This is a genomic window from Candidatus Ichthyocystis sparus, from assembly GCF_900078745.1.
Taxonomy (GTDB): Bacteria; Pseudomonadota; Gammaproteobacteria; order Burkholderiales; family 2013Ark19i; genus Ichthyocystis; species Ichthyocystis sparus.
In genome coordinates this window covers 21,275-45,016 of sequence record NZ_FKII01000042.1, presented here as the reverse complement: position 1 = coordinate 45,016, position 23,742 = coordinate 21,275, and the positions used below count along the sequence as shown (strand labels likewise).

General features: G+C 40.9%; 21 protein-coding genes. 14 read left to right on the top strand and 7 right to left on the bottom strand.

Features of this window, described 5'->3' with window-relative positions:
• Positions 1 to 40: 40 nt before the first annotated feature.
• The 6 genes from rpoD to A6733_RS00625 all read left to right on the top strand — a co-directional run bounded on the left by rpoD (position 41) and on the right by A6733_RS00625 (position 8,169).
• A complete protein-coding gene (rpoD, locus tag A6733_RS00650; protein WP_242641451.1) occupies positions 41 to 2,443 on the top strand; it encodes an RNA polymerase sigma factor RpoD in 2,403 nt (800 codons plus the stop codon).
• 76 nt (positions 2,444 to 2,519) lie between these two features.
• Positions 2,520 to 3,884, top strand: coding sequence for a UDP-N-acetylmuramate:L-alanyl-gamma-D-glutamyl-meso-diaminopimelate ligase (gene mpl / locus A6733_RS00645; RefSeq protein ID WP_092460236.1), 1,365 nt, complete (start codon positions 2,520 to 2,522; stop codon positions 3,882 to 3,884).
• A 97-nt stretch (positions 3,885 to 3,981) separates the two neighbouring features.
• Positions 3,982 to 5,106 carry a cytochrome c oxidase subunit II gene (coxB, locus tag A6733_RS00640; protein ID WP_175330471.1) on the top strand — a complete coding sequence of 375 codons (1,125 nt, stop codon included), beginning with the start codon at positions 3,982 to 3,984 and terminating at the stop codon, positions 5,104 to 5,106.
• An 11-nt stretch (positions 5,107 to 5,117) separates the two neighbouring features.
• Positions 5,118 to 6,725 (top strand): cytochrome c oxidase subunit I, encoded by a 1,608-nt coding sequence (gene ctaD / locus A6733_RS00635; protein WP_092401344.1) that lies wholly within the window; start codon positions 5,118 to 5,120, stop codon positions 6,723 to 6,725.
• Positions 6,725 to 7,288, top strand: coding sequence for a cytochrome c oxidase assembly protein (locus tag A6733_RS00630; protein WP_092401347.1), 564 nt, complete (start codon positions 6,725 to 6,727; stop codon positions 7,286 to 7,288). The genes ctaD and A6733_RS00630 overlap by 1 nt, the downstream gene beginning before the upstream one ends.
• A complete protein-coding gene (locus A6733_RS00625) occupies positions 7,288 to 8,169 on the top strand; it encodes a cytochrome c oxidase subunit 3 (RefSeq protein WP_092401350.1) in 882 nt (293 codons plus the stop codon). The genes A6733_RS00630 and A6733_RS00625 overlap by 1 nt, the downstream gene beginning before the upstream one ends.
• An 8-nt stretch (positions 8,170 to 8,177) precedes the next feature.
• Here A6733_RS00625 and A6733_RS00620 read toward each other — a convergent pair whose 3' ends face one another.
• Entirely contained in the window at positions 8,178 to 8,372 is a 195-nt protein-coding gene (locus A6733_RS00620; protein WP_092401352.1) for a DUF2909 family protein, read from the bottom strand.
• Between the two features lie 80 nt (positions 8,373 to 8,452).
• Here A6733_RS00620 and A6733_RS00615 point away from each other — a divergent pair, with 80 nt between their 5' ends.
• From A6733_RS00615 to A6733_RS00595, 5 genes are read left to right on the top strand one after another with little or no spacing between them, the layout of a single operon-like run.
• Positions 8,453 to 9,214, top strand: a complete 762-nt coding sequence (locus tag A6733_RS00615) for an SURF1 family protein (protein ID WP_092401355.1) — start codon at positions 8,453 to 8,455, stop codon at positions 9,212 to 9,214.
• A gap of 19 nt (positions 9,215 to 9,233) precedes the next feature.
• Entirely contained in the window at positions 9,234 to 9,704 is a 471-nt protein-coding gene (locus tag A6733_RS00610) for a redox-active disulfide-containing membrane protein (RefSeq protein ID WP_141663291.1), read from the top strand.
• Positions 9,705 to 9,717: 13 nt separating this feature from the next.
• Positions 9,718 to 10,707 carry a COX15/CtaA family protein gene (locus tag A6733_RS00605; protein ID WP_176695518.1) on the top strand — a complete coding sequence of 330 codons (990 nt, stop codon included), beginning with the start codon at positions 9,718 to 9,720 and terminating at the stop codon, positions 10,705 to 10,707.
• 4 nt (positions 10,708 to 10,711) lie between these two features.
• Positions 10,712 to 11,632, top strand: a complete 921-nt coding sequence (cyoE, locus tag A6733_RS00600) for a heme o synthase (RefSeq protein WP_092401365.1) — start codon at positions 10,712 to 10,714, stop codon at positions 11,630 to 11,632.
• 8 nt (positions 11,633 to 11,640) lie between these two features.
• Entirely contained in the window at positions 11,641 to 12,333 is a 693-nt protein-coding gene (locus tag A6733_RS00595) for an SCO family protein (RefSeq protein WP_092401368.1), read from the top strand.
• 14 nt (positions 12,334 to 12,347) lie between these two features.
• Here A6733_RS00595 and rpoH read toward each other — a convergent pair whose 3' ends face one another.
• From rpoH to A6733_RS00575, 4 genes are all read right to left on the bottom strand, one after another.
• The gene (gene rpoH / locus A6733_RS00590; RefSeq protein ID WP_092401371.1) at positions 12,348 to 13,214 is read right to left on the bottom strand and encodes an RNA polymerase sigma factor RpoH; all 867 of its coding nucleotides are present in this window, start codon (positions 13,212 to 13,214) and stop codon (positions 12,348 to 12,350) included.
• Positions 13,215 to 13,325: 111 nt separating this feature from the next.
• On the bottom strand, positions 13,326 to 14,849 hold the full coding sequence (ubiB, locus tag A6733_RS00585; RefSeq protein WP_242641581.1) for a ubiquinone biosynthesis regulatory protein kinase UbiB: 1,524 nt from the start codon (positions 14,847 to 14,849) through the stop codon (positions 13,326 to 13,328).
• Positions 14,849 to 15,460, bottom strand: a complete 612-nt coding sequence (locus A6733_RS00580; RefSeq protein ID WP_092401378.1) for an SCP2 sterol-binding domain-containing protein — start codon at positions 15,458 to 15,460, stop codon at positions 14,849 to 14,851. The genes ubiB and A6733_RS00580 overlap by 1 nt, the downstream gene beginning before the upstream one ends.
• A 3-nt stretch (positions 15,461 to 15,463) precedes the next feature.
• Positions 15,464 to 16,189 (bottom strand): class I SAM-dependent methyltransferase, encoded by a 726-nt coding sequence (locus A6733_RS00575; RefSeq protein ID WP_092460234.1) that lies wholly within the window; start codon positions 16,187 to 16,189, stop codon positions 15,464 to 15,466.
• A gap of 98 nt (positions 16,190 to 16,287) precedes the next feature.
• Here A6733_RS00575 and A6733_RS00570 point away from each other — a divergent pair, with 98 nt between their 5' ends.
• Entirely contained in the window at positions 16,288 to 17,718 is a 1,431-nt protein-coding gene (locus tag A6733_RS00570; RefSeq protein ID WP_092414838.1) for a sodium:solute symporter family transporter, read from the top strand.
• On the opposite strand, the gene A6733_RS00565 is transcribed toward A6733_RS00570, so the two are convergent.
• Entirely contained in the window at positions 17,686 to 18,048 is a 363-nt protein-coding gene (locus tag A6733_RS00565) for a gamma-butyrobetaine hydroxylase family protein (RefSeq protein ID WP_092401387.1), read from the bottom strand. The two genes, A6733_RS00570 and A6733_RS00565, sit on opposite strands and share 33 nt — an antisense overlap.
• Between A6733_RS00565 and A6733_RS00560 the strand changes: the two genes are divergently transcribed.
• The gene (locus A6733_RS00560; protein ID WP_092401390.1) at positions 18,049 to 19,272 is read left to right on the top strand and encodes a branched-chain amino acid ABC transporter substrate-binding protein; all 1,224 of its coding nucleotides are present in this window, start codon (positions 18,049 to 18,051) and stop codon (positions 19,270 to 19,272) included.
• 11 nt (positions 19,273 to 19,283) lie between these two features.
• Here the strand turns inward: A6733_RS00560 and A6733_RS00555 are convergent, their stop codons facing one another.
• Positions 19,284 to 20,669, bottom strand: a complete 1,386-nt coding sequence (locus tag A6733_RS00555) for an FAD-binding oxidoreductase (protein ID WP_092401393.1) — start codon at positions 20,667 to 20,669, stop codon at positions 19,284 to 19,286.
• A 230-nt stretch (positions 20,670 to 20,899) separates the two neighbouring features.
• Here A6733_RS00555 and A6733_RS00550 point away from each other — a divergent pair, with 230 nt between their 5' ends.
• Positions 20,900 to 23,728 carry a ribonucleoside-diphosphate reductase subunit alpha gene (locus A6733_RS00550; RefSeq protein ID WP_092401396.1) on the top strand — a complete coding sequence of 943 codons (2,829 nt, stop codon included), beginning with the start codon at positions 20,900 to 20,902 and terminating at the stop codon, positions 23,726 to 23,728.
• Positions 23,729 to 23,742: the final 14 nt, after the last annotated feature.

Below are 23,742 nucleotides of genomic sequence, written 5' to 3'. Positions count from 1 at the left end.
TGTCTGTTTTCCTTTATCGTATCTGTACCTAGGTGGTCTTATGCCAAAATCTTTTTCAGGAAAAAATTCTGATGAACCGTTGTCCGGATTTAGCGATGATTCTTCTCTAACTCCTAAGGGTGATCGTTCATCATCAAGGTCCGCTATAGAGTCCAGTAAATCTACTGCTGCTAAAAGTGGCAAGAGTAAATCCAAAAAAGTCTCTAATGTAAAGTCTGTTAGTACACAATTACCAGATGATACGCAATTATCAGATGATATGGAATTATCTGATGACAAAGTGTCCGACGAGGTGGAGTGTTTAGTTGACGACAGTGATTTTGACGATAGTGTTGCTGGCCTGTCTGATATAGGTGATTCTTTCGAGAGTGATGACCCTAGTTTGTTAGTAGGTGATGATCTGTATCTTGGAGATGCTGTAGGTAAATTATCTGGTATTGGCGATCCTGATTCAGATTTCTTGTTGTCCTACACTGATACCGATGTTTCTTCAGTAGATGGCTATTCAGAAGCTGAGGCTTCGGATGTAGCCGGTAAAAAGTCCAGGAAGTTATTCAAGTCTGTGCGTGCTGGTGCTATGGAGATAGAGCGAGCTATGTCGCGCTCAGCAGGTGAAGATTTGGAGTTGAGTCGCTACCGGTTGAAACAGTTGATAGCTCTTGGTAAAGAGAGAGGTTTTTTAACGTATGCTGAAATAAACGATCATCTTCCTGATAGTTTGGTAGATGCAGAGCGGATAGAGTCAGTTATTACTACGTTCCATGATATGGGAATAGCGGTATATGACGAGGTGCCAGATGTAGAATCATTATTCATGACTTGTCCGTCTGTCGTGGAAGAAGAGGCTGAGGAGGTTGCTGAAGAAGCTCTTAAGTCTGTTGATGTGGAGTTTGGGCGTACTACTGATCCTGTTCGTATGTATATGCGTGAGATGGGGGCTGTAGAGCTTTTAACCCGTGAGGGTGAAATTGAAATTGCCAAGCGCATAGAGGATGGTCTTAGTGCCATGATTCAGGCTATTTCTGCGTGTCCTGCTACAATTGAGCAAGTTTTATCTGTCATAGACCGTGTTGCACTCGAAGAGGTACGTATAGATGAGATTGTGGATGGCTTAGTTGAGCTATCGGATGAATTTAGTGAGGTAGATTTATCTGAAGATGAAATGTTGATTTCTGCAGATTCTAGCGAATCCTCTGCTGGAGAGGATCTTGCTCAATCCCTGTTAGAAATGAAGACTAAGACTCTTGCTCGCTTTAAGGGAATGCGGGAGGATTTTGAGCGGTGGATTGATATATTAGTTAATGATAAGGACAGTTTGGTAGATCGTGGACATGCTCAACAAAAGATGGCCCAATACCTAAGTTCGGTGCGTTTCTCCGCAAAGTTTATTGAGCGGTTGTGTGATGGAGTTCGTTCTCTTGTGTCTGATATTCGCTCAGTTGAGCGACGCATGATGATGGTGTGTGTTGATCAGTGCGGCATGCCTAGACAACACTTTATTAGCTCTTTCCCTGACAATGAGGTCAATCTATCTTGGGTAGATAGGGAAGCTGCTAATCTAGATTACGGTCATATGATAGAGAAAAATAGGGCTGTTATTTTGGAACTCCAGAAGGGGTTGATAGCTTTAGAGAAGGAATCGCGTATTTCCATACAGGAACTTCGGGATATAAATAAACGCATGTCTATGGGTGAGGCTAAAGCAAGACGTGCAAAAAAAGAAATGACAGAGGCTAATTTGCGGTTGGTTATTTCTATTGCTAAGAAGTACACGAATAGAGGCCTACAGTTCCTGGACTTAATCCAGGAGGGCAATATAGGTTTGATGAAGGCAGTTGATAAGTTTGAGTATCGTAGAGGATACAAATTTTCTACGTATGCAACGTGGTGGATTCGCCAAGCTATTACGCGCTCCATTGCTGATCAAGCTAGGACTATCCGTATCCCGGTTCATATGATTGAAACTATTAATAAGTTAAATCGTATTGCACGTCAGATTTTGCAGGAAACAGGTCAAGAACCTGACGCTGCATTGTTGGCTGAACGTATGGAGATGTCTGAAGACAAGGTTCACAAGATACTTAAAATTTCCAAGGAACCAATTTCTCTAGAGACTCCTATAGGAGATGATGAAGATTCACACATTGGTGATTTTATTGAAGACTCCGTTGCTCAGGCTCCTTCTGATGCCGCTGCTTATGCTGGCTTAAGGGAGGTTACGGAGTTAATTTTGGGTACTCTTACCGAGAGAGAAGAAAAGGTTGTTCGCATGCGTTTTGGGATAGGAGTTACCACTGATCATACCTTGGAGGAAGTGGGCCGTCAGTTTGATGTAACGCGTGAGCGTATACGGCAGATTGAGGCGAAAGCACTCCGTAAGTTAAGACATCCTTCGCGCTCGGAAAGGCTGCGTTCTTTCCTTGACGGAAGTGAAAGTGGTTAATTATGTTCTTGACGGAAGCAATTAGTGCTTAGTTTTTGGGTTTAGGCTGTAATGTGGCGGCAGTAAGGGTGTTGGTGTGCATGTACATATTTTAGGCATTGCAGGTGTGCTGATGTCCGGTGTGGCACGCTTGGCGGTTCAATGTGGGCACACTGTTACTGGTTGTGATCGAAACTTTTTTCCTCCGGTAGTAGATATTCTTAATGAACTTGATGTTCCTTTGATTCATAACTTTGATGCTGATCAGCTAGACAGTGTTGGGGCTGATCTCTACATCGTAGGTAATGTTATGACTCGAGGGATGCCTATTGTTGAAGAAATTTTAAACAAAAAGCTACCGTATACTTCTGCCCCCAGATGGCTTAGTGATAACGTCCTGTCAGGACGTCATGTTATGGCTATTGCCGGTACCCACGGTAAGACAACTACCACTACCATGCTGACGTGGATTTTATCGGAAGCTGGTCTTAATCCAGGATTTTTAATCGGAGGTATTCCTAAAGGCATACCTCATTCTGCTGATCATGGTGACTCTCCCTTTTTTGTTGTAGAAGCCGATGAGTACGACACCTCTTTTTTTGATAAACGCTCTAAATTTATTCACTACCGCCCAGATATCTTGTTGATAAACAATTTGGAGTACGATCACACAGATATTTTTCGTGACCTTGCTGATATGATGCGGCAGTACCACTTTTTGATGCGTACGATTCCAAGTAATGGTGCAGTTATTTACCCTGCAACTTGTTCCAATATTACTGATCTCTTGAACATGGGGTGCTGGAGTGATAGGGTGTCTTTTTGTCGCAGCATTGAAAAAAGCTGCGACAATTATACTACCTGGTCTTGGGTCCGTGATGGTGATAGCTTGATTTTCAAATCTCCATCTGGTTGTGATAATTACCAAGTTTCTTCTATCGTTGGTGAATATAATTGTCACAATGCTATGGCTGCTTTTTTAATGTCGATACAGATAGGTGTTGATCCTGCTAAAGCTGCTAAAGCACTGTCCTCTTTTCCTGGTGTGAAGCGTCGATTAGAATACATAGCAGAGAAGGATGGGGTGAGGTTTTTTGATGATTTTGCACACCATCCTACGGCTATGAAGGCGTCCATTTTGGCTGCCAAGGAGTCGTGCGCTGGTCGTCTTTGGGTCGTTTTCGAGCCATCTTCTAACTCTTTTAGAAGGGGAGCGTGGTCTGATAGACTATTTGAAAGTGTTATGGATGCAGATTATGTTATCTGCTACACCAATGGCTTTTTATCGTGGGATGTTGGAAGTAGCTTGTCCGCATTAGGTAAAGATCGTTTTTCAGTGTTTGATAATATAGACTCTCTGTTGGACAATCTTCTATCCAAGTGTAGGCGCGGTGATGATATCATACTAATGAGTAATGGATTCTTTGCTGGACTACATCAAAAAATCAAAGATTGCTTGTAACATGTGCCATATTCGTACATCTTGTTGAGATGTTTTACAATGCTATTCGGTATCGTATAATGCTCCGATGAAGTACGATATCGCTGCAGGGGCTTGTATGCTTAATCGTTGGGCTCGCATTTTAGTGTGGTTTTTATTAGCCATTTTTGCCAAACCTGGTTTTTGTGCTTGGCATATGGACCTTCAGACTCCGGTCACTTCTATTTCTCATCAGCAGTATCATCTGCACGTTTTGTCGATGTTGATAATCTTAGTGATTTTCATAGTAGTTTTCGGGATGCTGTTTTGGGTTATTTTTGCTTATAGGCGTGGACGTGGGCATGAGCCGTCCCGTTTTAAGCACAGCTCTACATTAGAGTTTATATGGACTGTTATTCCATTTATGATAGTTGTTTATATAGCGTACGCCGCTACTAAGACAGTTATCGATATGCGAGACACCTCTAATCCAGATATAACGGTGAAGATTACTGGCTATCAGTGGCAGTGGGGATATGATTACATATCTGGACAAGGTGCTGGTATATCTTATATTTCTACTTTGTCTACACCTTATGATCAGGTTTTAAATAATGCTCCGCTTAACCCAAATTATCTTCTAGAAGTTAATCATCCGCTTGTTGTTCCCGTTCACAGGAAGATAAGAGTTCTAACTACGTCAGCTGATGTAGTACATGCTTGGTATGTTCCTGCTTTAGGTGTTAAACAGGATGCTATCCCAGGTCTTTTGCGTGACGCTTGGTTTGAAATTGATCAAGAAGGTGTATATAGGGGCGGGTGCGCTGTTTTGTGCGGTCGTAACCACGCTTTTATGCCTATAGTGGTTCAAGCAGTTGGCCAATCTGATTATGATTCTTGGGTAAAGAAAACTATGGAAGCAATGAATCCCAAGGAAGATCCAAATAAGAAGTATACAAAGGATGAGCTGATGGCTAAGGGTAAAGATATGTACCAAACTTGCGCAGCTTGTCATCACGAGGATGGCAAGGGCGTTGCTGGAGTCTTTCCTCCTCTAGATGGCAGCCCAATCGTATCTGGTCCAGTTTCTACTCATATTCATCGTGTTTTGTTTGGTGCTGGGGCTATGCCAGCCTTTGGCAGCATATTAACTGATTCTGAGATTGCGTCTGTGGTTACTTACGAGCGTAATTCCTGGGGTAATCACACAGGTGATTTAGTTCAGCCTTCAGATGTGCACGCTGTACGTTTGAAAGGTGCTTGATTGGAGGTTGTATGTCGTCTGTTGTTGTTTCATATACTGATAGTGCAGGTCATCATGCTCCTAAAGGGGGGATTTTTCGTTGGTTGACGACGACTAATCACAAAGATATTGGTCTCATGTACCTTATATTCGCCCTAATTATGTTCTTTGTTGGTGGTGCTTTTGTCATGTTAGTGCGCTATGAATTACTGAGCCCTGGCCTGCGCTTGCTTCGTCCAGATCTGTATAACCAATTGGTTACAATGCATGGTTTAGTGATGATTTTTGCTGCTGTCATGCCAGCTTTTACCGGCTTTGCAAACTTTAATTTGCCAATGATGCTGGGAGCATCTGATATGGCCTTTGCTAGATTAAATAACTGGTCTTTTTGGCTGTTAATACCTGCTGCTATATTGCTTGTCTTGTCATTTTTTGTACACGGCGGTGCTCCCGCTACAGGTTGGACTATGTATCCACCACTGTCTGTGCAAATGGGTCCAGGCATGGATATGGTTATCTTCGCTGTTCATATACTCGGCATATCATCCATTTTGGGGTCAATTAACATAATTGTTACTATTTTGAATATGCGCGCTCCCGGCATGTCTATGATGCAAATGCCTATGTTTGCTTGGACTATGCTGGTTACAGCATATCTTTTGGTTGCGGTTATTCCAGTTTTGGCGGGAGCCGTAACTATGCTGTTGTTTGATCGCCATTTTGGCACTTCTTTCTTCAATGCAGCAGGTGGTGGTGATCCAGTCTTATATCAGCATATCTTCTGGTTTTTTGGTCATCCAGAGGTATACATTATCGCTCTTCCAGCTTTTGGTATTGTTTCACAGATCATTCCAGCTTTTTCCAGAAAACCCCTGTTTGGATATAAGTCAATGGTAGTTGCCACTATGGCAATTGCCATTCAGTCTTTTTTAGTATGGGCACACCACATGTTTACTGTGGGTATGCCAGCTGCTGGGCAGTTGTTTTTTATGTATGCCACCATGATCATCGCCGTTCCTACAGGGGTAAAAGTTTTTAACTGGATTATGACTATGTGGGGTGGAAGTTTGACCTTTGAAGCGCCAATGTTGTTTGCTATAGGCTTTATCGGCTTGTTTGTTATAGGTGGTTTTTCTGGAATAGTGCTAGCTAATACCCCTGTGGATGTGCAAGTGCACAATACCTACTATGTCATTGCACATTTTCATTACGTTTTGGTCTCTGGGGCTTTGTTCGCCATATTTGGTGGTAGCTACTTTTGGTTTCCTAAGTGGTTTGGGCGTATGTACAACGAATTTTGGGCTAAAGTGCACTTCTGGTTGTCCGTGATTTCATTTAACGTGACTTTTTTCCCAATGCATTTCCTGGGGTTGGCAGGGATGCCGAGACATTACCCAGACTATAATCCCATGTTTACGGACTTTAATGTGGTATCGTCTGTGGGGTCGTTCTTTTTTGGTTTTGGCCAGATTATTTTTTTTATAAATATGGCATATTCTGCTAAATGTGGCCGTAAGTCTCCTGCTTGTCCCTGGGATGGTGCTAAAAGTTTGGAGTGGCTATTGTTGGATTGTCCGGCAGAATACCATTCTTTTATTGAACCACCCGCTATTCCTGAGGAGTATTACGAGGAATTTTAATGCCTGACTCTCACCAGGTTGGACGTCTTAGGAGGCGCAATCTTTTACTTCTCAGGCGTCTTTTGGTAGTTGTTGTTGCTATGTCAGGTTTTTCTTACGCTCTAGTTCCTATTTACCGTACCATTTGCCGTGTTGCCAGGTTAAATGACGTAGATAGGGCTGATGTTGTGCGAAATCTTGCTATCGATAAGAACCGCACTATTCGTATCGAATTTGACTCAAATACTAATAAGTTGCCGTGGAGATTTAGGCCCATGCAGCGCTACATATACGTTCACCCTGGGGAAATAAGAAATGTGTTTTATGAAATTGAGAATGTGACCGATCATGATGTTACAGGACAAGCTATACCTAGCTATGGACCTGACTATGCCCAAAGGTATTTTTTGAAGCTACAATGTTTTTGCTTTACCCAGCAAACATTGCATGGACACGAGAAACTAACGGTGCCTGTTGTTTTCGTTATTGACCCTAAGCTTCCCGAATCAGCTAAAGTCATTACTTTGTCTTACACTTTTTTTGGCGTTAGTGGTATCAAAAAGAACGAATTGAGGAGTATGTGATGTCGTCATCTGTGAAACCGTCCCAGCAGCCATATTATTACGTTCCTGATAAGTCTGTTAATACTATCTTGGGTACATTTGCCCTGTTGTTTATGGCACTCGGGGCCACTTTCTTGCTAAACAACATGCCATGGGGCTTGCCTTTTGCTTTAGTCGGATTATTTATGATAATCACAATGACGTGGTTGTGGTTTGCTGATGTGATAAGAGAGGGCTTGCAAGGACTTAATAGTTCCAGGGTTGCCGCTTCATTTCGTTGGGGTGTATGGTGGTTCATATTCTCGGAAGTTATGTTTTTTCTGGCGCTTTTCATGGCCCTTTTTTATGTGAGACTTGTAGGGCTAGGGGACTTAGGTACTGCAGAGGCAGAGGAGTACCTTTGGAAATGGTATGGAACTGAATTTACTTCTCATTGGCCATTGGTTGGGGCCACAAATTATATCCCTTCTTTTTCCCCAGTGTCAGCTTTTGGTATTCCTGCCATAAATACCGCCGTACTTTTGGCGTCTGGCGTTACCTTAACTTTGTCTCATAATGCTATATATGACGAAAATAGAAGGTTTGCACTTTTTTGGTTAGCCCTAACAATTATACTAGGCCTGGTGTTTGTTACCGCACAGGCAATTGAGTACTATCACGCCGTTGATCACTCCGGTCTTCTTCTGTCATCAGGGGTGTATGGCTCCCTGTTTTATTTTTTGACCGGCTTTCACGGGTTTCATGTTAGCATCGGCTGCATAATGCTGATAGTTGTTTGGTTCAGGATGATGAAGGGGCATCTGACAGTTAAGAATCACTTTTCTTTCGAGGCGATAGCTTGGTATTGGCACTTTGTAGATGTGGTATGGCTTATGCTTTTCGTGTCCGTATACTGGCTGTGACGTTACTGTTACTTTATACTCTCTCTGATTATGCCCATTTTATACATTACAATTAGTGCCGTAAAAAGGGAAATAGAGAGAATCATCCTTGTAGCTAGTATGTATATGAACTTCTTGGATTTTTCTCTCCTAAATAACTGGAATATTGCTGATCCAAGTGATCCTACAATGGATACCATTATGGCAATTATTATCAATCTCATGTTTGTTTCCCTATGATTATGCACAAATATTCTACACAAGTTCTGTTTTTTCAGCAATTTCAGTGAACTTTTGGGCGCTTATGTCTACTCAAAATAAGTCTTGGCGAGACTTTTTTTTTATTACTACGCTGATGGTGGTGGCAGTGTCACTGTTCGCTAGTGCTGCTATTTGGCAAAATTACAGATATCAGTACAAAAAAATGATCTTGCATAGGATTAGTAGTCACTACAAAACCCCAACGCTAACTTTGCCAAATTATAATAGCCTGTCTGCCAGAGATATGGAGTTTACTTCGGTAATGGTTAGTGGATATTACTTGCCTGAGAAGTGGTTTTTTGTAGACGATCCTTCTCTTGGAACACAACATGGATACACTTTTATGGTACCTTTCATTGTCAGCGGTACTGGTCATGCTATTCTAATAAATATGGGGTGGCTGCCTAAGGATGATGCATTTTCTAAGCCTACACAAAAATGCTTAGCCGCCATCTCTAACAAACTGCCCGCTAGTCACCGTGTCTATGGTGTAGCTCGCAAATTTCCTCCGAAACGATGGTTTTTTCGTACTAGTATCTCTCAGGGAGGAAGAGTAATATCTAGGTTAGATGACTCTTTTTTGTCAAAACACTTATCCAAATCTGTAGATGCATGGCATATTGTTACACCATCAACTCCTGATAACCACTGTCTTCGTGCAAATGATCAACGACTACAGGGTATATATCCTGAGAGACATTTGGGGTACGTTTATCAGTGGTTGACGTTTATGGCCTGCTCTTTGTTTTTTTATATCGTATATGCGTATAGATTTTTTATCTACATCCACAAAAGGTCCTCTTAAACAAAAGATCAAGATGCTTTTGTTGCTGCTATCTTTTTTTCCCGCTTTTTTGGTAGCAGTGTGGTCTTTTTACTCGCATACTACTAGTAATCTTTCTAATTACGGAAATTTACTGCATCCCCCATTACAGCAAATTAATTTTTCTAAGGACGGTTCTTGGCGCTTGTGTATGTTGGTCGATAAGAACTGCGATAGCTTGTGTAGCCATCAGCTGTTCCTGCTTCGTCAGATGCGCTTGGGCATGGGACAAAAGTCCCTAAATTTGGATAGAGTGGTTTTTTCTGTTAAGCCTATTGTGTGGCCACATGACAGTGATTTATACAAAGGTGTTCAAAATATTAACTTGAGGAGCTCTGAGTTCGATAACTTCCATGTATCCAGAGGAATATATCTTGTGGATCCATCCGGTTTCGTCGTAATGTCTTGGCCCTCGCATCCGGATCCTCGTCTTCTCATGGAAGATTTGGATAAAATAATGAAATTTTATTAATTTTGGAGCAAATGTGTTTTTGCTGTATAAGCGCCTTTTGTCGGCAATCATAGTGCTATCTGTAGCCGGAATTTTTTTGGGATCGTACGTTAGGCTGTCAAATGCAGGTTTGGGTTGCCCCGATTGGCCTGGTTGCTATGGACATTTTTGGGTTCCTAAAACAGTTAATGAAGTTCTAAGTGCTGAAAAAAGATATGGGACTGCGTTTTTTTATGGCTTGGCCTCAAGGGAAATGATCCATCGCTATGTTGTATCTTTGTTAGGTCTGTTAATTGTTACTATGTTTTTTCTGACTTTTTTCTACTCCTCCATAGATAAACGTTTGTCCAGAGAACGTTCCTGGGTAACTTGCTTACTATTGCTAGTTATTTCTCAGGGATTGTTTGGTATGTGGACAGTTACATTAAAGTTATGGCCAATCATAGTCACCACCCATCTTATGGGCGGAATACTTACTTTTTGTCTTGCCATATGGATGTTTTGTCGGGTCTCTAATATACACAAGGGATCGACTGTATCCTTACCCGTACGATTGCTTTCTATTACCGTACTATTAATGCTTGCCTTGCAGATACTCTTGGGTGGTTGGGTTAGTACAAACTATGCCGGGTTATCTTGTGAGAGTTTGCTTAGATGCAATGGTAAGCTGGTCCCAAATATGAATTTTGCCTTGGCTTTTTCTTTGGAACCATATCCCGCTCTTATGATAATTCCACCAGTAGCACAAGTGACAGTCTTGTGGTTACATCGTTTGTGGGCTATGTTCGTTACCGCAGGAGTACTGTTTTTGTCTGTTAAACTGTATATGAAAAGATATATTCTGGTTTCTGTTGCTATGACTATACTGGTTTTTTTGCAAATCATTTTTGGTATAAGTAACATAATTTTTCATTTACCTAAGTTTGTTGCCGTTTCCCATACGGTTTGTGCAGCAATGTTGTTGGCTTCATTGTTGATAGCCAATTATCTAATTTTTTACTCTAGCCGTGATGTGAGTAATTAACTTTATGGTATCTACCGAACTACCTGTGGGTGCTGGCGTTTGGACTAGGCTTACTTCATTTTGGAAATTGACGAAGCCAAACGTCTTATTTTTGATAGTGTTTTGCGCTGCCATAGGTATGTTTTTATCTATCCCAGCAGGTTCCTCAATACATTGGCTCAAGGTAGTAGAGGCAGTCTTGGGAATATGGCTGGTTGCCGCTGCAGCAGCAGTTATAAATTGCTTGGTTGAGTATAAGATTGATGCGCTTATGAAGCGTACTCGTAATAGACCACTACCTAAGTCTCTCTTGAATCCCATCGAAGCAATGGTATTCTCAATAATAGTTGGTCTATTGGGGGCGGCAGTTCTTCACTTTTTTGTGAACGATTTGACCCTCATCCTAACCTTATTAACATTCATAGGATACGCTTTTTTATACACCATAATTTTGAAGCCAATTACTCCGCAGAATATAGTTATAGGAGGAGCTTCAGGTTCCATGCCCCCCGTATTGGGTTGGGCCGCTATGTCCGGTAGTTTGACTGTTCATCCATGGATTCTATTCCTGATTATTTTTTTGTGGACACCGCCCCATTTCTGGTCATTATCTTTGTACCGTAGAGAAGAATATGCAACTGTAGGTTTTCCGATGCTGCCAGTTACTCACGGTGTAGAAGGAACACTAAGAAGCATAGTGCTTTACGTAGTTTTGTTAACGGCTGCTTCGTTTTTACCATGCTTAGTTGCCCTGTCAGGAGAGTTTTACTTCTTCGGTGCAGTTATCTTAGGCTCCTACTTTATAAAGATTACTTTATCTCTATGGAAGGACTATTCTGATCATAAGGCACGGTCAGTCTTTTTTTACTCTATCTTGTATCTATTTTTGCTTTTTTTATTTATGTTATTAGATCATTATTGGCTATTCTATTGGACTAGAATGTGAGAATTAATATGGGTAATCGGAAGATTATTTTATTTACTATTGTAATGCCGCTGTTACTGAGTGCTTGTTCTTTCGGCGGTGACAGAGATGTTCACGCTTCTAATGTGTCACGTAAAGCGGAATTTAATTCAGTTGATGTGACTGGGGCTAATTTTGCAAAAGAACTTTCTTTGCGCTCTGTGCGTACAGGAAATATGGTTCATTTATCCGATTATCTGGGAAAAGTTCTTATTGTATATTTTGGTTTTACCGGTTGTCAGTCAGAATGCCCAGTTGCTATGTCAGAGTGGAAGGCAGTGTTTCATGCCTTGGGTAAAGATTCATCTCAGTTGCAGCTTCTGTTTGTTACGGTAGACCCAGAGCGCGATAGCCCCAGTGTCTTGAAGAAATATATTACCTCCTTTGGAGAAAGTAATTTCGATGCTTTGTATGGCTCACTGCCAGAGATACACAAGGTCGCAAAGGAGTTTCATATTTATTTTGACAGTATGCCTATGAGGAAAAAAGAGCTAACTAATACTAATCACAGGATGATGAGCCACAACAACCACAATATGATGGTAATGCCGCGAACCATAGACCATACCGCAGTGAGCTACGTGTACGACAAAAAGCTCGGGCTCAGGTTGCTTGTAAAAAATGGACAAATAGCACCAGATAAAATCATAGGGGATATAAGAAAAATTTTGGCAGGACTCTAAAAAGTGCGAAGCGGCTACGCTGCGCTTTCCAGGTAGCTGCGCATTTTGCTTAACGATCTAGACTCGATTTGCCTGACCCTCTCAGCTGACAATCCAAGCTCATTGGCTATGGATTGCAAAGTGGCAGGCTTTCCTTCCTTAAGCCATCTGGCAGTAATTATGTATCTGGCTCTGTCATCATCCAAGCTACGCAAAGCCTCCTCTATCTTGGAGGTTCTGCCAACAACAGATCTAGATGACTCAAGACGCTCACAGGGTCCCTCACGCTCGTCCCTTATAACGTCAGCCCAACACACAGATTGTCCGCCACCATCATTGGATAACTCCTGGTCTAAGGATAGGTCCGGACAGCTCATGCGAGAATCAGCCTCGATTACCTCCGACTTTTTTACCCCCAAAACTCTAGCTATCTCCTCAGCTTCATCCTGGGTCACAGGAGACAAAGACTTCTTAAATTTTTTCAAGTTGAAAAAAAGCTTACGCTGAGCTTTAGTAGTAGCAACCTTAACCAAGCGCCAATTTTTTATCACATAGTTGTTGATAAAGGCTTTTATCCAGTAAGTGGCGAAGGTCACTAAGCGAACCCCTCTATCAGGATCAAATCGCTTAACAGCATGCATCAAACCGATCGAACCCTCCTGAATTAAATCAGCCTGAGGCAAGGAGTATCCAGAATACTCCTTAGATATGGACACAACAAGACGTAAATGAGAAAGTATCAATCTCTGCGCAGATTGCAAATCGTTGTTTAGACGGAGGCTGTATGCACACTCACGCTCTTCTTCCTCCGACAGCAGAGGGTAGTTCATAACCCTTTTTATGTATCCGCGTATATCGCTAGATATATATGTGGAATCTACAAGAGAAAGACCTAAGTCCATACTATACCCCCTACCTCGTCACGTACCGATACAATAACAATAATGACTCAAAGCAACCGAAGATTATATCATCTATATTGTTTACATACAGTGGTACTTTTTCCTACGTGTTTACCTTAGTATTAGGTACATAATTAGAATTATGTTAGCCGAAAGTGATAAATTTAAAACAATCATCGGCACTACTTTGGACCTAATTTTAACAGGAGACTGTTTTTCTGCATCCAATAATAAGTACCCATGCAGTAACCTGGGTAGCTGTGGTACGAGCTTAGCCCACTTTATTCCCTCTTTCCTTATATTTTTACACAAAGCCCTTAGCCCTACTTGCTCTGACATCCATTTTTCTAAGTACGGCTTTCCGGTCTTCCACAAGTCTAAATTAGGATCCAACTCTCGTCCTAATCCTTCTATATTAAATAATGTTTTTTGCAAAAGTAGAAGTTGCGGCTGAATTGTTACATTGAATTCCCTAGAAGTATGAAACAGTCGCGCTAAAAGTTTTCCAAACGAAATATCCTTAATCGGTCGATCAAATATCGGCTCACAAACAGTACGTATGGCTGTTTCAAAAAGATCTACCCGAGTATTCGGAGGAGCCCATCCAGCTTCTATGTGAGCCATCGCTACACGCTTGTAATCACGGTTCAAAAAAGCAATAAAATTCTCAGCTAAATAATTTTTGTCAATATCAGAAAGAGTGCCAACTATTCCAAAATCAACTGACGCATACTTTCCATCGTGGAGAACAAAAATATTTCCCGGATGCATATCAGCATGAAAAAAACCGTCCCGAAAAACCTGCGTGAAGAAAATTTCTACCCCCGTAATGGCTAGTTTTCTAATATCTATGCCCTGTTTTACTAAAGAAGTTTTGTTTCCTATTGGAATTCCATCTACCCAATCCATTACAATTATGGAAGACGTGCAATAAGACCAATATATTTTTGGCACAAACAATTTACGTGAGTTGTAAAACAAGCGGTGAAATTGTACTGCATTTGCAGCTTCATTCATTAGGTCCGTCTCATTGTTAATTGCTCTGGCAAACTCATCTACTAGTTCATGCATCCTCAGGCGCTTACTATCCTTGTAAAAAATATTAACAAGGGTCGCAAGAGAGCGTAATAACCTAATGTCGTTATCAACCCTTTTCCTTATCCCAGGACGAATAATTTTTACTGCGACCTCTGTGCCGTCCATAAGACTTGCTTTGTGCACTTGTGCAATGGAAGCACTTGCAACTGCAGTAAAAGAAAAATTGGAAAAAATGCTACCTACAGTTTCTTCAAATTCACATGCCAGTGTTTTTTTTACTTCTTCCTCTGAAAAGGGAGGCACCTTATCCTGAAGTAAAGATAATTCCCTAATGATTTCGTCATTGAGCATGTCCCTTCGTGTTGATATAAGCTGGCCAAACTTGATAAATATTGGTCCTAGAATGATTAGGGCCTTACGTAACCTTTCTCCATATGGCTCTGCATGAGATTTAGTATAAGAAAAGAAAGATAACCACCTTCTTTTAGATGCAGACTTGTACTGCATTGCTTTCTTGGACCGCGTTCCTGCAAGAATTTCAAAAACTCCAAATTTGTAAAATACCCAAATTACACGAACTATCCTGAATAGAGCCATCATGAGGATGACCGTCTTATTTTATCTAATAGCTTGTCTAGCCTGGCATCTATGTCATCTATCTTGTCTGATAACAGACGCGCCCTATCCAATGTTTCTTGCCAAACATTTTCTGGTACTCCATGACGTGTTCCATAGCCAACAATCGTATCAACAAGATTTCTGGCAAAATAAGAACCCTCATCAGCTATTACTGATATTACCTTCATCACGATACTCGATGCTGTCGGACCAATTTTGTCGTACAGTTGTTCCTCTAGCGGAATTGAGATGTTTTTTGCAACAAAGTGAATATCTTGAGCAAGGAATGTTTCTCCCTCAATAACAATTTTGCGACTAAAGTTTTCTGCATCTGTGGAAAGCTCAAAAAATATTTTATCCGGTATGATAATTTTTAGGTTGTATTTTTTTTCTTGAGGATAAGCAATTAACTGACCATGTACTATTTTGTACTGCCATGACTGTGCTTTCCATGATAATTTTATGATCTTGTTGTCGTGTCTATGCAGATAAGAGCGCAGAGCCTTGTCTTTACGAAGACTTGCATTAATTGTTTCTACAACCAGGCGCTCGACTATGGAAATAAGTATCATGGCTAATTTTAAAGACAATATCTATTTTATGCCTACATGTATTGCCACAATACCACCCATAAGGTTATGGTAGCAAACGTTACTGAATCCAGCGTTATGAATCATGTTCGTTAGCTCTTCTTGTGATGGATGCATACGTATGGATTCAACAAGATATTGATAGCTATGTCGATCGTGAGCTATTTTTTCCCCTAGAAAAGGAATGATTTTCCAGGAGTAAAAATCGTATATAGGCTTAATGAGAGACTTAGGTGTAGAAAATTCTAGAATAATAATTCTGCCGCCGCGTACTAGCACCCTACGAGATTCCCTGAAAAAAAGGTCCTTGTTCGACATATTTCTAACACCAAAGCCGCAACTTACTACGTCAAAATAACGATCTTTGAATGGCAACTGTTCTCCATCACACTGTACCAACGGTATAAGCTTACCATTGTCAGTAAGGCGAGCCTTCGCAGTATCCAACATACTTCTGTTTATGTCTGTAGCAATTACATTAGACGATCTCTGAGACCAGAGTAAAGCTAGGTCACCACTTCCTGATGCTACGTCAAGTATTTTTGCTTTTGGTGGATGGACGTTGCCCATACAAACTGCTATTCTTTTCCATAAGCGGTGTATGCCTAATGACATTACGTCGTTCATAAGGTCATACTTTGGCGAGACGCTTTGAAAAACTCTTCTTACCTCTTCTGTCTTTTCTTCTTTTGTAACTTCCCTGAAGCCGAAGTAGTGCTTCTCACCCATTTTACGTTGTATCCTAAGGTCTACCAATTGCCAAGGATAGCCACCACTGTGGGTTTTATCAAGTGGCGAAGTGAGCTTTATCAGTTGTGGAGGTTGCTGTGATTCTATTGTTGATTTTTGTATATATTTCCATAGTTATGTCCGTAAGTATTTGGGCTTCTAGACGCGTGAAAAATCTAGCTGATTACATGCATGCTAGCGGCAAGTACAATTTACCAACCGCAGTTGCTACAACTTTTGCTTCATGGTTTGGTGCCTCATCAATGCTAGCTGCCCCTGCGGTTTTTATTTCTACTGGCACATCGGGTGTTATCGCCGATCCATATGCATCTACAGCTTGTTGTGTTTTTTTAGCAATGAGTGTTGCACGGCTTATTTTTCGTTCCAAAGTATACACGATAGGGGATTTGTACCGTGAGAGGTACAATACCACCGTGGAAGCTATGAGTTCTTTTGTCATTGTCATATCTTACTTGGGTTGGATTGCAGGGGTAATAACATCTATGGGTTTAGTTTTAGATGTTTTGTCCGGTAGAAATATGGGGATTCCTTTAGCTAATACACTTTCTGCTGCCATGATTTGTCTTTATGCCATTCGTGGTGGTATGTGGTCGCTGGCACTGGCTGATTGTTTGCAATTTGTCGTTATAATCTCTGGGTTGTTGTTCTTGTTATTCAACTTTTCCCACCAGGTAGGAGGATTAGGCGTTCTTATTGGCCATGCCTTGGATCAGGGTAAATACGTTTTTTTCCCAGATCACTCACCGTCTAAATTGCTTCTTCAGTTGTCTGATTTTATAGGCCTTTTTATAGGACTCATTCCTCAGCAAGACCTGTTTCAACGTATCGCTGCATGTAGTAACGAAAAGATAGCCTCCAGATCTTTTGGGATTATGGGGATAATTTATGTGCTAATGTCTAATGTTCCCATGTTGATTGCTTTCTCAGCAACACTTTTGGCGCCCGGAATAATATCCCACTACATGAAACTTGATAGCCAATTGATATTGCCGGAATTTATATTGTCACAAACTTCTATAGTGTTCCAAGCAGCGTTTTTTGGAGCTTTGTTCGCCGGATTGTTAAGTGGAGGAGGTACCGCTCTTCTTGCTCCTGCTACTACTATCTCTAAAAATGTTTTTTGTAGGCTAAGGCCAGATCTTACTGATAGCCAAGTCCTGTTTATTTCTAGGTCCTGCATTTTTTTGTTAGCCACGCTTCAGCTCTTTGTTACTCTTATGGATAAAAAGTCAATCTACAGTATCATAGTTGATTCCTATAGTGTTACATCTGTTGCTGCAGCTGTACCACTGCTTGCTGCTTTCTTCTGGAAGAAAGCTAATAGCCAGGGCTCGTTTTTCTCTGTTGCTCTGGGATTATTATCCTGGATAATTGCGAAGTTCTTTTTTGCTGATTTGGAAATGCCCTCTACTCTTATAGGAGTATTAGTTGCTATACTGTCCATAGTTGTAGGGTCTAACTTACCACCACTTAAGTTATTGGGGGTTCTTGTTAGGGACGGAGCCTAATTTTTCTTGGTAATCCTTCCACAGATCGTCACGGTTTGTTATGAGCCACTGTATGTACTCCCAGGAAAATATGCCGTTATGGTATCCGTCACTAAATATTATCCGTATAGCATAATTTCCCACCAGCTCTACGCTGGTTACCTGAACGTTTTTTTTGTTAGGTATAAAGTTGAATTTGCCGGTTATTGGGTTTCTTATTTCCGCTGATGGGGCATGTGTACGCAGGAACTCAAATGACAAGTGATAGGTGTTATTAGTGTATGACAACTCTATTTCTTTTTTATTGGGGTCAATTGATATTTTTTCTGGTGGTTCCGTGTGGTGGGTCATATGATGGACTCCACTTTTGAATTAATGGTCATGTTATCAGGATTGTATTCCATGAAGCGACTTTTTGTACTAGTTTCATTGCTTAATTTGTCTTTACTTTTTTCCGGTTGTTTCTGGGATAAGGATAGTACTGAATCTCTCAAGAAACCAATTATTGTAAAAATTGGTCAAGTTTCCCCCCTTACTGGAGGTGTGGCTCACTTGGGTAAAGATTGTGAAGACGGAGTGGCCCTGGCTGTACATGAGTTGAATCAACAAAATAGAACTTTGAACGGGCGCAAGTTGAAGTTTGAGTTAGTATCACTAAATGATATGGATGATCCTCGCCAAGCAACCGAAGCTGCTCAGCGCATAGTGGATTCTGGTGCCGTTTCCATCATTGGACACCTAAACTCTGGCGCAACATTACCTGCTTCATCAATATATGCTCGCCACAATATTACTCAGATTACAGTGTCTTCCAATATTAGATACACTAGGCAGGGATTTAAGACGGCATTTCGTATTATGGCTGCTGATTACCAGCAGGGTAAGGCAGTGTCATCATTTGCAGTTAAGGATTTGCACCTTAAGCGCATAGTGGTAATTGATGATCAAACTGCCTACGGCCAGGGTTTAGCTGATGTTTTTGTAAAAATTGCTAAAGAAAGCTCACCTAAGGGTGCCGTACTGAGCAGGTACTATGTTGACTCTTACACCACTGATTTTGGAGCTTTGTTGGCTAAGATTAAGTTGCTTCATCCCGATGCTGTTTTTTTCGGTGGAACTAATGCACAAAGCACTCCGTTGTTGAGGCAAATGCGCCAGCTGGGACTATCAATTCCTTTTATTACTGGGGATATGTCTTGTATGGACTCTTTTATTGAGCAGGTAAAAAAAGTAGCAGCACCATTTTATTGCTCTACCAATGGCTATGACTTGTCAAAATTGCCTGGTGCCGCAGGCTTTATAAAACGTTTCAAGAGCTTTACCGGCCATGAACCATTTTTGTATTCCCCATATACTTATGATGCTACAATGTTAGTTGCCGACGCTATTAGGTCTTTGCAGACTCTTAATTCAGAAAAAATAGCAGCATACTTACATGATAAAAAAAGGAAACCGTATCACGGAGTGACTGGAGATATTTATTTTGACTCTGATGGTAATAGGGAAAACGTGGGAGTTTCCATTTACACTTTATGTGGTAGCAAAATATGTCTTCGCAGCACAGTTTTTTCTTAGGAGGTACTATATTATGGTACTACCTTTCCTGGATTTAGTATGTTTCGGGGATCGAATGCTTTTTTTATGAAACGCATCATCGAGTTGTGGGAGGTGCTACGTAGCTTTTCCACATCTGTGACTTTAGTTTGCCCTACCCCGTGTTCTGCCGCTATGCTTCCCTGATATTGTTGTACTATCCTATGCAGGCCTTCCTTTATTTTTTCTTCTTCTTGTACATAACCCACGTTTAGGTGTAGGCTACCGTCGCCTATGTGACCAAAAACAAAAAGAGACGCGTGTCTGTATTGCTCTACTAATTTTTGGACATCACCATAGAACTGTACCCACGACGATAATGGTAGCGATATGTCGTTTCTCATTATTTTATTTTGGTACTTTTTTTCTGCTAAGGGAATGCTATTACGTATTTTCCATGCTTGGCTGCGGCCCTCGCTGGTGAGGTTAATAGAGTAGGATTTTCCTACAAACCTATCTAGGGCGCTTTTTAGAATGTCGTGATATACAAATTTTTGAGAGTCATGGTGTATGCCGATGTCAACTATCATGTACCAGTTAGATGTAATTACGTCTAGTTTGTATTGTTCGTATATGTCATTAACTAATTCCCAGCATTTATGAGAAAATATCTCAGCAGCCTCAATGTTTCGTTCCAAATGTCTTCTAAGGTCGTGTATAAGTTTTATGGCAGAGCTTAGATCAGGCAATCCTATTACTGCGCTTATGTAATCAGATGGCATGTATCTTAGCTTCAATACCGCAGCTGTTATTATTCCTAAAGTACCTTCTGATCCTATGAAAATGTTTTTTATGTCATACCCATCATTATTTTTTCTAAGTTTTCTTAAATCTGAATACAGTTCACTGTTTCCCAGTACGACTTCTATACCCAGCACATTGTCCCTGGTCATGCCGTTTTGTATTACGCAACATCCCCCAGCATTAGTAGCTAGGTTGCCTCCTATAGTACATTGATCAGATGATGCGAGAGAAACTGGAAAGTAAAGCCGATCTTGCTTTACAAGGTTTTGAACCTTATCCAAAGTGCAGCCACTTTCAAGTGTTAATGTTTGTCCTACTGGGTCGTAGTCCAGGATTTTGTTGAGCTGACGAAGAGAAAGAACTATATTTAATCCTTTTGTGAAGTTTGGTATGCAGCCACCGCACCCACCAGTATTTCCTCCTTGCGGAGTAATAGCTATATTCTGTTCCAAGCATAGCTTTACCACACTCTGTATATCAGGTACCTTTTGCGGTTCCACTATTGCTAAAGTTTGCCCTGTTATTTGTCCCCTCCAGTCGGTCAGGTAATCTGAGGATTTATGCTTATCGGTAATTACTGTTCCCGTGCTTCCAAGTATTGATCTAAGTTTATTTATAATTTCATCCGGGTTCATTTTGATCGTTTTCAAGGATAATTAAAGTGAGCGAGGTAATCATACAGTAAGCAGTAGTTATTTTTATAGATACTATAATTTGTGGTATTATCTTGCTTCATACACTATATATTGTGTATATCATGTTAATTACATGTGGGTAAGTACTGTATTGACGTGCTTATTAGTTTATTTTCTTAAGAGTATTTGTTTTGTCTGGTTGTGTTTGAGCGTGGTGGGGAGACATTAGCATGCAAATTTTGGAAACAGGAGTGACTGGGTTGGTGCGAGATGGTGCGGTAAGTACCTGTAGAGATTTATATTCGGTTATCCGCAGGAATGGTTCTATCGTTCCATTTGATTCTCGCAAAATAGCTGCAGCCATGACAAAGGCTTTTGTTTCTGTTGAGGGTCCACAAAGCGCTACTTCAGAAAGGACTCGTGATCTTGTTAACCAAATGACAGATCAGGTTTTTTCAGTTGTTACATCTCGATTACCTGATGGGGGATCAATACATATAGAGTCGATTCAGGATCAAGTAGAGTTAGTGTTAATGCAAAATGGGCAATACGATGTTGTTCGCGCATACATATTGTATCGTGAAAAACACAAACAGGAACGTAGGCGAGGCACACAGAGTGATACAGACCCAGTAGAGAAAGTAGTTCACATGACCCTTAACGATGGTCGTCGTGTGCCTATAGACAGAAAAGAACTAGTACTCAAAGTAACTGCATCATGTAGCGGCTTGTCTTGTGTTGATCCTGAGAGGATAGTAGATGAGACCTATCGTAATTTCTATGAAGGTATTACCGAGGACGAAGTAGCAAAGTCCTTAATTTTAGCTGCTAGGGTTTTAATTGAGAAGGACCCAGATTACTCTTTTTTAGCTGCTAGACTTTTGCTTTCTTCAATTCGTAGGGAAGTGTTCGGGGAGGATGTTTCCCACGAAGACATGAGTCATAGATACGTAGAATATTTCCCTAAGTATATTAATGACGCATTTTCAATGGGGTTATTGGATCAGCGCATGGCTGACTTTGATCAATGTGAATTAGCTGGGGCCATAGATTTTAATCGTGATATGTTGTTTCAATACTTAGGATTGCAGATTTTATACGATCGCTATTTTTTGCATCGTTATAATAGTCGTATTGAATTACCTCAGATTTTCTTTATGCGTGTTGCTATGGGACTATCTTTGGCTGAAGACAAGACTGTAAGGACTAAGAAAGCCATAGAGTTTTACAATGTGCTTTCTACGTTCAGATTTATGAGCTCAACTCCAACTTTATTTAATTCAGGCACTCGTTGTCCTCAATTGTCTTCATGCTTTATATCCACGGTTCCTGATGATTTGGCTTCCATATACGAAGCTATTAAGGAAAACGCTCTGCTATCAAAATTTTCTGGTGGTCTGGGTAACGATTGGACTTCTGTTCGTGCATTGGGAAGTTACATTAGAGGCACGAATGGCCATTCTCAAGGTGTAGTGCCATTTCTTAAGGTTGCTAATGATACCGCTGTTGCTGTTAATCAGGGCGGTAAGCGTAAGGGTGCACTGTGTTCATATTTGGAGCTATGGCACCTTGATATAGAGGAATTTTTAGAATTAAGGAAAAATACTGGTGATGAACGCAGACGTACTCATGATATGAATACTGCTGCGTGGATTCCAGATCTATTTATGAATCGTGTCTTGTTGGACCAGAATTGGACGTTATTTTCTCCATCAGATGTACCGGATCTCCATGAATTATTTGGACCGGAATTTGAAAAGGCCTATTTGGCCTATGAGGAGATGTTTAACGATGGACGAATTAAACTGGGACGAGTAGTTTCTGCATCTCAACTGTGGCGCAAGATGCTTACTATGCTGTTTGAAACAGGGCATCCCTGGATTACCTTCAAGGATCCATGCAATATTAGGTCCCCTCAGCAACATGTTGGGGTTGTAAGATCATCTAATTTGTGTACAGAGATTACTCTTAATACTTCCGAAAATGAAATTGCTGTTTGTAATTTAGGATCAGTTAATCTTGTTGCACATATGGTTAATGATCAGATTACCGGCAAGTATGTTCTTGATTTACCCTCTTTGCAGAAGACCGTAAGAACAGCTATACGAATGCTTGATAATGTTCTTGACATAAATTATTACTCAGTTTCAAAAGCAGCGGAATCAAATCGTCGTCATAGGCCCATAGGAGTTGGGTTGATGGGATTTCAAGATGTTTTGTATATGATGAGAATCCCGTATTCTTCGAATGAGGCCGTTGCCTTTTCAGACTATGCTCAGGAACTCATTTCTTATTATGCTATCTCAGGATCAGTGGAGCTTGCAAAAGAGAGGGGAGCCTACCAGACATTTAATGGTTCTTTGTGGGATAAGGGTATACTACCTATAGATTCTCTAAAGTTACTACAGAAGATTCGTGGACCAGAGTACTTTGAATGTGATACCAGCCAGACATTGGATTGGGATTACCTGCGTCAGGAGATAAAGAAGTATGGTATGAGAAATTCTAATTGCATGGCTATTGCTCCTACAGCTACCATTTCTAGCATTGTAGGAGTTTCTGCTTCAATAGAACCGACATACCAGAATTTGTTTGTTAAATCTAATCTTTCTGGCGAGTTTACTGTTATTAACTCCTACCTTGTTAACGATTTGAAGGATCTTGGACTATGGGATGAATCCATGGTTTCTGATCTGAAGTACTTTGATGGATCTATAGCGAGAATTGAGAGGATTCCTGTGGAGTTGAGGGATCTTTATGCTACAGCCTTTGAAATTGATCCTGAATGGCTTGTTGAGTGTGGTGCTCGTCGTATGAAATGGATTGATCAGTCACAGTCTTTGAATATTTATGTTGCTTATGCGTCAGGAAAGAAATTAGATCAGATATATAAGTTAATTTGGAAGCGAGGTATGAAAACCTCTTACTACCTGAGAACTTTGGGAGCTACTCATGCTGAGAAGTCCACTACTGATATTGGTCAGTTGAATGCGGTTCCCGTGGTATCAGCAGTTAGAGCTTGTTTTTTAGATGACCCGACATGTGAGGCATGTCAGTAGTAATTAAAAGGGAT

Excerpts from the sequence above, each read along its gene's own strand:
- A6733_RS00550 (WP_092401396.1), top strand. The coding sequence starts at position 20,900 with ATGCAAATTTTGGAAACAGGAGTGACTGGGTTGGTGCGAGATGGTGCG.
- rpoH (WP_092401371.1), bottom strand. The coding sequence starts at position 13,214 with ATGGACTTAGGTCTTTCTCTTGTAGATTCCACATATATATCTAGCGAT.
- A6733_RS00560 (WP_092401390.1), top strand. The coding sequence starts at position 18,049 with ATGATGGACTCCACTTTTGAATTAATGGTCATGTTATCAGGATTGTAT.
- A6733_RS00620 (WP_092401352.1), bottom strand. The coding sequence starts at position 8,372 with ATGAGATTGATAATAATTGCCATAATGGTATCCATTGTAGGATCACTT.
- coxB (WP_175330471.1), top strand. The coding sequence starts at position 3,982 with ATGCTTAATCGTTGGGCTCGCATTTTAGTGTGGTTTTTATTAGCCATT.
- A6733_RS00595 (WP_092401368.1), top strand. The coding sequence starts at position 11,641 with ATGGGTAATCGGAAGATTATTTTATTTACTATTGTAATGCCGCTGTTA.
- A6733_RS00565 (WP_092401387.1), bottom strand. The coding sequence starts at position 18,048 with ATGACCCACCACACGGAACCACCAGAAAAAATATCAATTGACCCCAAT.
- A6733_RS00630 (WP_092401347.1), top strand. The coding sequence starts at position 6,725 with ATGCCTGACTCTCACCAGGTTGGACGTCTTAGGAGGCGCAATCTTTTA.
- ctaD (WP_092401344.1), top strand. The coding sequence starts at position 5,118 with ATGTCGTCTGTTGTTGTTTCATATACTGATAGTGCAGGTCATCATGCT.
- cyoE (WP_092401365.1), top strand. The coding sequence starts at position 10,712 with ATGGTATCTACCGAACTACCTGTGGGTGCTGGCGTTTGGACTAGGCTT.
- A6733_RS00625 (WP_092401350.1), top strand. The coding sequence starts at position 7,288 with ATGTCGTCATCTGTGAAACCGTCCCAGCAGCCATATTATTACGTTCCT.
- rpoD (WP_242641451.1), top strand. The coding sequence starts at position 41 with ATGCCAAAATCTTTTTCAGGAAAAAATTCTGATGAACCGTTGTCCGGA.
- A6733_RS00575 (WP_092460234.1), bottom strand. The coding sequence starts at position 16,189 with ATGGGTGAGAAGCACTACTTCGGCTTCAGGGAAGTTACAAAAGAAGAA.
- A6733_RS00615 (WP_092401355.1), top strand. The coding sequence starts at position 8,453 with ATGTCTACTCAAAATAAGTCTTGGCGAGACTTTTTTTTTATTACTACG.
- ubiB (WP_242641581.1), bottom strand. The coding sequence starts at position 14,849 with ATGGCTCTATTCAGGATAGTTCGTGTAATTTGGGTATTTTACAAATTT.
- A6733_RS00555 (WP_092401393.1), bottom strand. The coding sequence starts at position 20,669 with ATGAACCCGGATGAAATTATAAATAAACTTAGATCAATACTTGGAAGC.